We start from the raw sequence: 12,178 nt of genomic DNA on the forward strand, positions 1-12,178 counted from the left end.
TATCTCTATGGGTTGCTATGTGGCTTAGCTCTGAATGTCGTTTCATTTTATCTTCTTTCAGAGTACAGAATTTATAGACACGATATGGAAGGCGGAAACAGAGTAGAAGTTATCAGTATAGACAAAAAGGAAGGGTAACTTTTGGTTACCTTGCACATAACCCAAGCTGCGGCTATGCCTTGTAGTTTTTGTATCAACCGATGTAACACAGCAAAACAACATACGCCCAAGTATAGCAGCCACAAAGAAAAAGCCCTCTTCAGCAGAGGGCTTTTTTGATAATTAGCTGTCGCGTTCCATCAGCTGCAGGGCCAGGTTGCGCACCATACTTTTGCGCTCATCTGGCAGTTGCACCGCATCCAGGTGGTGCAGGGCCTTCTGGAAGTATAAATCTATCTGCTGCTCGGTCTGCTGACGGATGTGGAGCTGGTCGTACACCTGGGTCACGGCCTGCACTTTTTCCTCGGCTATACTTTCGTCGGTTTTGTCGCGCCAGCCGATGATGGTTTGCCGCTGCTGCGCGTTTGCCTGCTCCAGTGCCGTCAGCATCAGAAACGTTTTCTTGTCCGAGAGGATATCGCCGCCCACCTGCTTGCCAAACTTGGCCTTGTCGCCGTACACGTCCAGCAGGTCGTCGCGCAGCTGGAAGGCAATGCCCACGTTGTCGCCAAAGGCTTTCAGGTGCTCAGCATCTGCCTGGGGCGCCCCTTGCAGGATAGCACCCAGCTCCAGGCTAAAGCCTACCAACACAGCCGTCTTCAGTGTGATCATGTGGATGTACTCAGGGATGCTCACCTGCTCACGGCGTTCAAAGGTCATGTCTAGCTGCTGGCCCTCGCATACTTCCGAGGCGGTGCGGCTGAACAGGCGCAGCACCAGCGGCAGCTTCTCGGGCTCCACGTTCAGCAGCAGCTCGTAGGCGCGCACCAGCATCACATCACCGCTAAGTATAGCCGTGTTGGCATCCCATTTCTCGTGCACGGTTTGCTGGCCACGGCGCAGTGGGGCCTTGTCCATAATGTCGTCGTGCATGAGCGTGAAGTTGTGGAAAACCTCCACTGCCGCAGCCGGCAAAAGTGCCTTCTCCACATCGTCATCGAACATTTTGGCGCCCAGCAGCACCAGCAACGGGCGAATGCGCTTGCCGCCCAGCGCCATGATGTAGCGGATCGGCTCGTAAAGCTCCTTCGGATTTTCGCCGTATCGGAGCGTGGACAACGTATGGTTTAACTTCTCGGAAAGGATGCTGATATCCACAGGATATTTAATGTTGTTTTAGTGTCTCGACTAGTTCCAGATCGATGGTACGGTCGGCCAGGTTGGCGCTTTTCACCTCTACCAGCACTTCATCCCCGAACGAGATAATACGCTTGGTCTGCCGGCCGATGATGCGGTAGTTGTCGGCGTCCAGCTCGTAATAATCGTCGTTGATGTCGGCCAGGCGCACCATGCCTTCGCACTTGTTCTCCTCGATCTCTACAAAGATACCCCATTCTGTGACACCGGACACAATTCCCTTGTATTGATTTCCGATGGTATCCTTCATAAACTCCACCTGCTTATACTTAATGGAGGCACGCTCGGCGTCGGCGGCGCGCTTCTCCATTTCGGAGGAGTGGCGGCAACGCTCCTCAAAGGCCTCCTTGTCTTCCGACTTGCCCCCATCGAGGTAGTGCTGCAGCAGGCGGTGCGCCATCATGTCGGGGTAGCGGCGGATAGGCGAGGTAAAGTGCGAGTAGTGCGCAAAGGCCAGGCCGAAGTGTCCCTCCGGCTCGGTGCTATACTTGGCCTTGGCCATGGTACGGATGGCCAGGTTCTGCAGCACGCTCTGCTCCGGCTTGCCCTCTATCTCAGCGGTCAGGTGGTTCAGCTCTTCGGAGATATCGCCTTCCACATCCACCTTGTAACCAAACTTGCGGGCAAATATGGAGAAGGTGCTGAGCTTGTCGGGATCAGGGGAGCCGTGGGTGCGGTAAACCATGGTCGGGCGCTTTTTGCCTTTGCCCAAGCCATGCACGAACTCGGCCACGCGCTTGTTGGCTAGCAGCATAAACTCTTCGATCAGCTTGTGGGCATCCTTGCGCTCCTTCACGTAAACCGACAGCGGCTTGCCGTTCTCGTCGAGCTTAAACTTCACCTCGACCGTCTCAAAGGAGATAGCGCCGTTCTTAAAGCGTTTGGCCTGCAGTTTTTTGGCGATGTTGTTGAGGGTATTGATCTCCTCGGCAAAGTCGCCCTCACCGGTTTCGATGCGCTCCTGGGCCTCCTCGTAGCTGAAGCGGCGGTCGGAGTAAATGATGGTGCGGCCGTACCAGGTATCGTATAGCTTACCGTTGTCGTCGATCTCAAATACTACCGAGAAGGTTAGCTTTTCCTCCTGCGGGCGCAGCGAGCAAAGCCCATTGGAAAGGCGCTCAGGCAGCATCGGGATGGTTCTATCCACAAGATACACCGAAGTGGCCCTGTGGAAAGCCTCCTTCTCCAGCATGCTTCGCGGGTGCACGTAATGCGTTACGTCAGCAATATGCACACCGATTTCCCAGTTGCCATTCTCCAGTTTTTGGATAGAAAGGGCGTCGTCGAAGTCTTTGGCGTCGGCGGGGTCAATGGTAAAAGTGGTAACGTCGCGGAAGTCGCGGCGCTTGGCAATCTCACCGGCCGGAATATTTTCGGACATACTTTCCGCCTCTTCCTCCACCGCCTCCGGAAACTCGAAGGGCAGGCCAAACTCCGCCATGATGGAGTGGATCTCAGCCTCGTGCTCGCCGGCTGGGCCAAACACGCGGACTACCTCCCCGGTCGGGTTCTTGCCCGGTCTGTCGGGCCACTCCAGGATGCGCACCAGCACCTTATCGCCCGTTTCGGCGCCATTCAGGTGGCGCTCGCCCACAAACACATCAAAGTATAAACGCTTAAAATCGGGCACGACAAAGCCGAAGTTCTTCGACAGTTCCATCAGCCCCACCAACTCGGTGCGGGAACGTTCGAGCACTTCCACTACCACGCCCTCCTGACGGCCACCTCTTACCGATGGCAGCACCTCTACCTTAACGAGGTCGCCGTCCATGGCATACTGCAGGTGCTCGACGTGTACGCGGATGTCCTCCTCACGCTCCTGAGACACAATGTAGGCATACTTGCTGTTGGCCAAGTCCACGCGCCCGGTTATGATCTCCACTTTCAGGTTCATCATGTACTTGTCTTCATCCACAGCCAGTAGCTTGTTTTCCTGCACCAAGGCCTTTACCAGCTTCTGTACCTGTTCACGGCCGTGCTGATCTACCACGCCCAAACGGCGGGTAACCTGGCGCATGGTAAAAACGGTGTCGGGGCTGTTGGAGAACACCTCCAGCACTATGGCCTTGGCCGATTTTGGGGCTCCTTTGGGGCTGGATGGTTCTCTGCGTGCGTAGGCCTCTCTGGCTGATTCTTTCCGGCTTCTCGGTGAGTCGCCGCCTCTTTTGCGGGAGCGGCTTTCGTCTCTGCCGCCTTTCTTGTCTCTCTTATTTTTCATGTATTCTTTGTAGGTATGGGGCGACCAGTGCAGCCGCCGCAGCCACTTGTATATCTTTAGCTCACTAGATGTAGATGTACTATACGCCGCAAGCGGCTCTTTGGCTAAAGCAGGCTGTAATTCGGAGTCAATTTATAGAGAATTTTCTATATAAGCGGGTTTGGCAGGCAATTAAGAAAGGAAGGAGACGGGTTTATACTTCGATGGATGTCTCCCAGCCGTCGTAATCGCCGTTGTGCCGCTGAGCCAGGCGCCGCAGGTACATCACGGCTTTGTCTATACTTTGGTGATCTACTTTATCGGTGCGGCTGATGTGCAATCGGTGCGGGTAATCCTCTGAGGAGGCCAGGTAATCGCTGGTCACCAGGCTGTAGTTCTCCTTGGCTATACTTTGCAGGAAAGCGGCGCGGTCAGCCTCGGTCTTAAAGTAGATCCAGTGGTCTACCTGGCGCGCCTTGCTCAGGTCATCGCCATTGCTCTCCAGTTCCTCCACCACCTTGCGGTTCTGTATACTTTGCAGCTGCTCCGGCTCGGGGTACAGAAAATTGAAGTAGCGGTTCCAGTCTTTGTCCGGTATCAGCTTAAGGGTGTAGGCGTGGCTGTTGTATTGCTGCATTACTTCCTGCACATGCTCGGCGTAGCCATTGGGCTCACCCAGGTAGAAGTATACTTTGCGGTGCCCGCCACAGGTGAGGCGGCCGGCGTAGGTTGCCCCGCATTTTTGTCCCAAGGCGTCCTCCAGGTCGTCTTCTATGTTTTGCAGCAAGATAGTTTCCTGTAGGGATGAGAGCCCGTCCGGCCGGGGGTTCGTCATCTGGATAGACACCTTCAAGAGGTTAGGCTGGTGGGCGAGCGGCGCGACTTTGGCCAGACCCAGGTCCACGGCTATAGACCCTGGCTTACTGTCGACGCTCCTGAAATGAAACTCCCAATCCGGTTCATGCGCTGTTTGTTCCATATTCCTTATCCTACGTTTTTTGATTGCACAAGTCGGGCCATGGTGCTGCGGAAGCCGCTACAACATGTCTGCCTTTAGGGCCGCACGTTGCCGCTGTGCGGCCCTGATGTCTTCCGGCTCACCTTTCGGAATGGCATCAATCAGCATACGTGTATATGCATGATGGGGCTGCTCAAACAGCATGTCGGGCGTACCGCTTTCCACAATCCTGCCCTTGTTCATCACTAGTATACGGTCAGCCATATGTTTTGCTACGGCCAAGTCGTGAGTAATAAAAATGCAGGCGATTTGCAGCTCCCGCTTCAGGCTGTTGAGCAGGTTCAGTACCTGTGCCTGTACCGACACGTCGAGTGATGAGACGGGCTCGTCGCAGATGAGGCACTTGGGCTGCAGGGCCAGGGCCCGGGCGATACTTATCCGCTGCCGCTGCCCGCCCGAAAACTCATGTGGATAACGCTGAAAGCTATCCTCCGGAAGCCCCACCTTATCAAGCAGTTCCATGGCTTTTCCACGGCGTTCTCTGTCGTTTTTGTAGAAGTTATGCACCTGCATGGGTTCCATGATCGCCTCCCCCACAGTGTGCATGGGGTTGAGCGAGGCATAGGGATCCTGGAAAACCATCTGGAAATGGCGACGGCTCTTGCGCAGTTCCTCCGGACTCAAGCGAGTAAGGTCTTGCCCATTGAAAAGGATGCGTCCCGCCGTTGGCTCCACCAGTCGTAGCAGCGCCCGCCCCAGGGTTGTCTTCCCGCTCCCTGACTCGCCTACCAGCGCAAGCGTTTCCCCGTGCTTTACCTCGAAGCTCACGCCGTCTACTGCCTTCACGTACTCCGCAGTACGACTAAGAAAGCCTTTTTGTATTGGGAAGTATACTTTCAGGTCCTGCGCCTGCAGCAGCACCGGTTTCTGGTATTGCGCGGCCTTGGCAGTGCTAGTGGCTGCTGCGCCTGCGGTGCGTGTTTGCTTTTTAGGTTCGCTGGGGGTATCGTTATACTTACTTTCCGACAGGAAATCCGAAATGGTGGGAAGTATGGCCTGCGGAGGAGTAGCGAGCTGAGGCCGGCAAGCCAGCAGGCCTTTGGTGTAGGGATGCTGCGGATTGGTAAAAATGTCCAACACCTTGCCCTGCTCCACCACCTTGCCCTGGTACATCACCAGCACCCGGTCAGCGATGCCGGCCACCACACCCAAGTCGTGCGAGATGAACAGCACAGCCGTGTTCTCCTGTACCCGTAGCTCGTCTATCAGCTGTAGCACGCGCGCCTGCACCGTTACATCCAAGGCCGTGGTGGGTTCATCGACAATGAGCAGCGCCGGCTTGCAGGCCATGGCCATGGCAATCATCACACGCTGCTTCTGCCCCCCCGAAAGCTCATGTGGATAAGCCTTATAAATCCTCTCAGGATCGGGCAGCTTTACCTGCTCAAAAAGCTGTAGTACGCGTTCTTTGGCCTCTTTTTTGGAAAGCTTGGTATGTAGCAGCAGCACCTCCGCCACCTGTTTTCCACAAGTATAAACCGGGTTCAGCGACGACATTGGCTCCTGAAAAACCATGCTGATCTCACTTCCTCTTACCCGTTGCAACTGCTGCTCCCGTAGCTGCAGCAAATCTACCTCGCCATACTTTGGAGAGTTGAAAATAGCACTCCCCTCAGTTGTAACGCCAGCAGCATGCAACAGCCGCATCAGCGACAGGGCCGTCACCGATTTACCGGAGCCCGACTCCCCGACAATGGCCACGACCTCACCCGGGTATACGTCAAACGATATCTTGTCCACCGCTTTGGTATTGCCGCTGCGTGTGGAGAAAACAGTCTCTAAATCTCTGACCTGAAGTATGGGTGTGGGGGTTGGCAAGGGTGAGGAAGGTTTGGCTTCAGGTAAAAATAAGGTTTTTCAGGCACAAGCCATCATGGCCAACTGTGTTTATAACCTGATACCTTTCAATGAAGCTAATTACCGGCTACCTTTGCCCGCTTACCCTTATAAGCCATGATTAAAACGATCATTTTCGACCTTGGTGCTGTGTTGATTGACTGGAACCCGCACTACCTGTACCGTAAGCTGTTTGAGAAAGAAGAAGAGATGCTCTACTTTCTGGAGAACATCTGCACCCCGGCATGGAATGAAGAGCAGGACGCCGGACGCTCCCTGCAAGAGGCCACTAACCTGCTGCTAGCCCAGTTTCCGGAGCACCGGGAAAACATTGAAGCCTTTTATGGCCGCTGGGAAGAAATGTTGGGCGGAGCGATAGAAGGCACGGTGCAAATTCTGCGCGAGCTAAAGGAGGGTGGCAAGTATAACCTCTACGCCTTGACCAACTGGTCGGGCGAAACGTTTCCGGTTGCGCAGGAGCGCTTTGACTTCCTGGGCTGGTTCGACGGCATTGTGGTGTCTGGTACGGAGAAGGATCGTAAGCCTTCCAGTTCCTTCTACCACACGCTGCTTAACCGGTACGAGATCCTTCCCTCCCAGGCCCTCTTCATTGATGATAATCTGAATAATATCAACGCAGCGCAGCAACTGGGCATCGCGTCTATACATTTCACTTCTCCGGAAGCGTTGAGAAAGGCTTTGGAAGAGCGAAAGGTTTTATAATAGACATCTTCTTGTAGACATCCCCTTGCTTTGGGCGCCTTACTGTTTATCCAGCCACATAAGTGAAGCAGGAACTATCACTATTGTTATTATCGTGAGATAAAAAGCTAGTTTGTTGCCCCTAATATAATCTTCCGGATAGAGATCTATAGTTGACAAATCCTCAAAGGACAAAGTGAATATGTGAATGATAAAGCCGCTTAAGATCCAATGCCCATATACTATACCTATTAAGTATGGTTCATGAATGAATTCAGGGCGAGGTAACCCGATTAAGTATAAGCTCCACTCGAATAAGCACCAACTCCATACCATCCCAAGAAAACCAAAAAATAGCTTTGTCCAGAATGCGCTCAGCCAGTGGTCGTCCCTGCGCCTGTAACGCAGGTACAGGGCAGCAATCATCAGGTCGAGCTTGTTCAGGTCTCTTATCATCCTGTTAAAGATAACCAGCCCTAGCTAAAAACAAAAAGGCTGCCCCAACCGGAGCAGCCTTCTCTTTTTATACTTTATACTTTTCTTACAGCCCCTGCTGCTCTACTGGTCTTTGCTTTTGCTCTTCGTGGTGCTCGCCGAAGAAACGCTTCTGGTTGAACAGGATCAGCAGCACGCCAATGAAGATAGCCGAATCCGCTACGTTGAAGATGGGCCACAGCGACATGGGCTTACCGCCAAGTATAGGCACCCAGTTGGGCACAATGCCTTCCCAGATATCGATGTAGAACATGTCGATTACCTGGCCATGAAACCACGGTGTAGAGGAGCCATAGGGGGCGTTGTCGAACCACACCCCGTAGAACGTGCTGTCGATGAGGTTGCCGATGGCACCACCAAGTATAAGGGCAATGCACCAGATAAGACCGGTGGGCGCTTTGTGCTTTACCAGGTAGTACAGGTAGTAACTTATGCCAAACATGGCTACCAGGCGGAACAGGGTCAGCATCAGTTTACCGTACTCCGAGCCCAGCTCCACGCCGAATGCCATCCCCGGGTTGAGCGTATAATGCAGCTTCAGCCAGTCCCCGATCAAATGAATCTCTCCCGGCATGCCCATCTCCATGTTGTAATGCACGATCAGTTTCACCACCTGATCGATAATGATCACGACAAGGGCAAGCAGGTAGTATTTTCCGTATTTCATTATGTGTTCTTTAAGCAGCTTCTGCAAAGCCCGACTGCTATGCTTTCCTCAATTTCGCTGCAATATACTTCTTGAAAGTATGAAAAGCACCAGGATACGCTTGGCCCCTGGTGCTTTCCCTATTTAGATAGTCGCCCGCTCTTCCGTCTGGATTTGGATAGGCACCTGATACTCGTCTATGTCGAGGATGGTGGCGCTTGCCAGCTGCGGTACCAACTCCAGCGACAGGGCCTGCGTTTCGGTGCGGATGTAGGCACCGTAGTTGGCCACGGCCGCGTTCACCTCGGGCGCCGACTCCTGCAGGGCGATGTGGATCTTGTCCTGCACCTCCAGGTTGGCGTCTTTGCGCAGGTTCTGGATACGATTCACCAGGTCGCGGGCGATGCCTTCCTGCTTCAATTCCTCGGTGATGGTGATGTCCAGGGCCACGGTCAGTTTGCCTTCGCTGGCTACGAGCCAACCCGGAATGTCTTCTGAGGAAATCTCCACGTCCTCCGGTGTCAGCACTGCCGACTCGTCTTCTGAGAGCATCACCTTGAAGCCGCCTTCGCGCTCCAGTTCGGCGATGTCCTTTTGGTCCATCTGCTGCACAGCGGCGGCCACCAGCTTCATCTTCGGCCCGAATACCTGGCCCAGCTTCTTAAAGTTTGGCTTTATCTTCTTCACCAGGATGCCTGACGTATCATCGATGTACTCGATGGCCTTCACGTTCACCTCGCTCATGATTAGGTCGGCCACGGCCTCTACCTGTTGCTTCATCTTCGGGTTAAGCACCGGAATCAGGATACGCTGCAGCGGCTGGCGAACCTTTATCATCTCCTTCTTGCGCAGCGAGTGCACCAGAGACGAAATCGTCTGGGCCAGTTGCATGCGCTCCTCCAGGTCCTTGTCGATATCCTCGTGGTTTACCTCCGGATAGTACGCCAGGTGCACCGACTCCTCCTGATGCCTGTTGCTCACAGCGTTCAGGTCACGGTAGAGTTGCTCGGTGTAGAACGGCGCAATCGGGGCAGCCAGTATGGCAATCGTCTCCAGGCAAGTATAAAGTGTCTGGTAGGCAGCAATCTTATCGGTGTTGTACTCGCCCTTCCAGAAGCGCTTGCGGTTCAGGCGCACGTACCAGTTGCTCAGGTCGTCCACCACAAAATCCTGGATGGCACGGGCGGCACGGGTTGGATCATAGTCGGCGTAGTAAGCGTCTACGTCCTGCACCAGCGTGTTCAGCTTGGAGATAACCCAGCGGTCCGACTCCGTACGCTGCGCCATCGGCACATCCGCCTCGGCATAGGTAAAGTTGTCGAGGTTGGCGTAAAGCGCAAAGAACGAGTAGGTGTTCTGCAAGGTGCCGAAGAAGCGGCGCTGCGTCTCCACCACCCCATCGGGGTTGAACTTCAGGTTGTCCCAAGGCGGTGCATTGGAAATCATGTACCAGCGCACGGCATCAGGGCCATAAGTGCCGATCATCTCAAACGGATCGATGGCGTTGCCGAGGCGCTTGCTCATCTTGTTGCCGTTCTTATCGAGCACCAGACCGTTGGCGATTACGTTCTTGTAAGCCACGCTGTCCTCCAGCATCACGGCCAGCGCATGCAGCGTAAAGAACCAACCTCGTGTCTGGTCCACTCCTTCGGCAATGAAGTCAGCCGGGAAGTTCTTCTCGAAGATTTCCTTGTTCTCAATTGGGTAATGCCACTGTGCATAAGGCATCGCGCCAGAGTCGAACCACACGTCGATAAGGTCTGGCTCTCTGTACATTGGCTTACCAGAGTCGCTTACCAGCACGATGTTATCCACATACGGGCGGTGCAGCTCTTTCACCTCCACGGAGGCATCCATCACACCGGCACGCACGGCTTTTTCGATCTCCTCGTTCAGCTGCGCAATAGAGCCAATGCAGATTTCCTCCTCGCCGCCCTCGGTGCGCCAGATTGGCAGCGGAGTGCCCCAGTAGCGGGAGCGCGACAGGTTCCAGTCCACCAGGTTCTCGAGCCAGTTGCCGAAGCGGCCCGTGCCCGTAGACTCCGGTTTCCAGTTAATGGTTTTGTTTAGCTCGATCAGGCGGTCCTTTACGGCTGTGGTTTTGATGAACCAGCTATCCAGCGGGTAGTAGAGCACCGGCATGTCGGTGCGCCAGCAGTGCGGATAGGTGTGCTCATACTTCTCTACTTTAAAGGCCTTGCCTTCTTCTTTCAGTTTGATAGCGATCTTCACGTCGGTCGGCCTGTACTCCGGAGAAGATTCGTCTTCCTTGGCGTAGTTCTTCACGTACATGCCGGCAAAGTCGGTGATCTCCTTCACGAAGCGGCCCTGCCTGTCCACAATCGGAGACGGCTTGCCATTCTCGTCGAGCACCAGCAGCGCCGGGATGTCGTTCTGGGCGGCAACACGGGCGTCATCTGCACCAAAGGTTGGCGAGATGTGCACAATGCCGGTACCATCCTCTGTGGTCACGTAGTCGCCGATGATCACACGGAAGGCGGGCTTGTCCGGCTGCACGTACGGCATCAGCTGGTGAAACTCTATTCCGGCCAGATCAGCGCCATCGAACTCCTCCACTACTCTGTAAGGGATTAGTTTGTCGCCGGAGCTATACTCTGTCAGCGGAATGTCAGCCGCTTTCGGGTTGAAGTAGCGGCTCACCAAGTCCTTGGCCAGGATCACTGAGATTGGCTCGTACGTGTACTGGTTGTAGGTTTTAACTTTTACATACTTGATGTTCTTGCCCACGGCTAGCGCCGTGTTGGCAGGCAGCGTCCAGGGCGTGGTGGTCCAGGCCAAGAAGTATACCTTCTCCTCCTCACCCTCGAAAAGGAACATGTTGCGGGTGATCTTCTTCACCTCGAACTGCGCCACAACGGTCGTATCCTTCACCATCTTGTAGCAGCCCGGCTGGTTAAGCTCGTGCGAGCTCAGGCCAGTTCCGGCGGCCGGGGAGAACGGCTGGATCGTATAGCCCTTGTAAAGGTAGCCTTTGTCGTAGAGCCGTTTCAGCAGCGCCCAGCAAGACTCGATGTACTCATCCTCGAACGTGATGTAGGGGTTGTTCAGGTCCACCCAGTAGCCCATCTGCTCAGTCAGGGTGTCCCACTGGTTTTTAAAGCGCATCACCGTTTCGCGGCAGCGCTGGTTATACTCTTCTACCGAAATGGTTTTGCCGATATCCTCTTTCGTGATGCCCAGCTCTTTTTCTACCTGCAGCTCTACGGGCAGGCCGTGGGTATCCCATCCGCCCTTGCGGTTTACCTGAAAGCCTTTGATGGTTTTGTAGCGGCAGAAAATATCCTTTACGGCGCGGGCCATTACGTGGTGAATACCCGGGGTACCGTTGGCTGATGGTGGGCCCTCGTAGAACACGTAAGGCGCATTGCCCTCACGTGTGGCCACCGATTTCTCAAAGATGTTGTGCTGCTTCCAAAAGGACAGCACCTCCTCGCCTACTTTGGCGTAATTAAGGTTCTTATACTCGTTGTACTTCACCGTCTATAGGTTTTATATCTTCCTCAAGCGTTATTATCTGTTTCTTGCTCTGCTGCCTTCATGGTTTGTAAAGCTCGTTTGAGCCTGTAAAACCACAGGTAGCAAGATGGCAATTTAATCAGGATTGGTCAGATTTCAATCAGGAAAACCAGCTTCCACTGCTATCCAACACGCTGATTCTGCTTTGGTTTGGTAAAGGTACAGATTTTTTGCGGCTCCCGGAGTCTGCAAACGCATAAAGCTGCCGGATTTAGAGCAACCTAAGTCCCTATGGCTCTGTGAGCTCTGTTAGAAGTGCACTGTATATGCCTCCCCTTTCCTGCGTTTCTTACTGTTGATAAAAGAAGCTAAATCATCCTTTTTTATACTTGCAGGCCAGATTCCATACTTGTTTTTCACAGTCTACCCCCTTCGAAAGTATAAACGCGAGGCTTGAGCCGGGCACTGTGTATTTCTCACGGGTGATTACATTCCACAGATGTGTATAACT

Annotated in this window: 8 protein-coding genes; 1 reads left to right on the forward strand and 7 read right to left on the reverse strand. The window is 54.0% G+C overall.

The window, feature by feature from the left end; genetic code table 11:
- Window positions 1-282: 282 nt before the first annotated feature.
- The 4 genes from BM040_RS10340 to BM040_RS10355 all read right to left on the reverse strand — a co-directional run bounded on the left by BM040_RS10340 (window position 283) and on the right by BM040_RS10355 (window position 6,329).
- Window positions 283-1,257 (reverse strand): polyprenyl synthetase family protein, encoded by a 975-nt coding sequence (locus BM040_RS10340; protein ID WP_092100831.1) that lies wholly within the window; start codon window positions 1,255-1,257, stop codon window positions 283-285.
- A 7-nt stretch (window positions 1,258-1,264) separates the two neighbouring features.
- Window positions 1,265-3,514: a ribonuclease R gene (gene rnr / locus BM040_RS10345; RefSeq protein ID WP_092100833.1), complete on the reverse strand. Its 2,250-nt coding sequence runs from the start codon at window positions 3,512-3,514 to the stop codon at window positions 1,265-1,267.
- 193 nt (window positions 3,515-3,707) lie between these two features.
- Complete coding sequence (locus tag BM040_RS10350; protein WP_092100835.1) at window positions 3,708-4,472, reverse strand: DUF695 domain-containing protein; 765 nt, start codon at window positions 4,470-4,472, stop codon at window positions 3,708-3,710.
- A 57-nt stretch (window positions 4,473-4,529) separates the two neighbouring features.
- Window positions 4,530-6,329: an ABC transporter ATP-binding protein gene (locus BM040_RS10355; RefSeq protein ID WP_092100837.1), complete on the reverse strand. Its 1,800-nt coding sequence runs from the start codon at window positions 6,327-6,329 to the stop codon at window positions 4,530-4,532.
- A gap of 135 nt (window positions 6,330-6,464) precedes the next feature.
- On the opposite strand from BM040_RS10355, the gene BM040_RS10360 reads away from it, so the two are divergent.
- On the forward strand, window positions 6,465-7,070 hold the full coding sequence (locus tag BM040_RS10360) for an HAD family hydrolase (protein ID WP_092100839.1): 606 nt from the start codon (window positions 6,465-6,467) through the stop codon (window positions 7,068-7,070).
- Between the two features lie 39 nt (window positions 7,071-7,109).
- Here the strand turns inward: BM040_RS10360 and BM040_RS10365 are convergent, their stop codons facing one another.
- The 3 genes from BM040_RS10365 to ileS form a co-directional block, all read right to left on the reverse strand.
- A complete protein-coding gene (locus tag BM040_RS10365; protein WP_092100841.1) occupies window positions 7,110-7,505 on the reverse strand; it encodes a hypothetical protein in 396 nt (131 codons plus the stop codon).
- Window positions 7,506-7,590: 85 nt separating this feature from the next.
- The gene (locus BM040_RS10370; RefSeq protein ID WP_092100843.1) at window positions 7,591-8,211 is read right to left on the reverse strand and encodes a lipoprotein signal peptidase; all 621 of its coding nucleotides are present in this window, start codon (window positions 8,209-8,211) and stop codon (window positions 7,591-7,593) included.
- Between the two features lie 123 nt (window positions 8,212-8,334).
- Window positions 8,335-11,688 carry an isoleucine--tRNA ligase gene (gene ileS / locus BM040_RS10375; RefSeq protein ID WP_092100845.1) on the reverse strand — a complete coding sequence of 1,118 codons (3,354 nt, stop codon included), beginning with the start codon at window positions 11,686-11,688 and terminating at the stop codon, window positions 8,335-8,337.
- Between the last annotated feature and the right edge of the window lie 490 nt (window positions 11,689-12,178).

The sequence above is a fragment of the Pontibacter chinhatensis genome (genome assembly GCF_900113285.1).
Lineage (GTDB): Bacteria > Bacteroidota > Bacteroidia > Cytophagales > Hymenobacteraceae > Pontibacter > Pontibacter chinhatensis.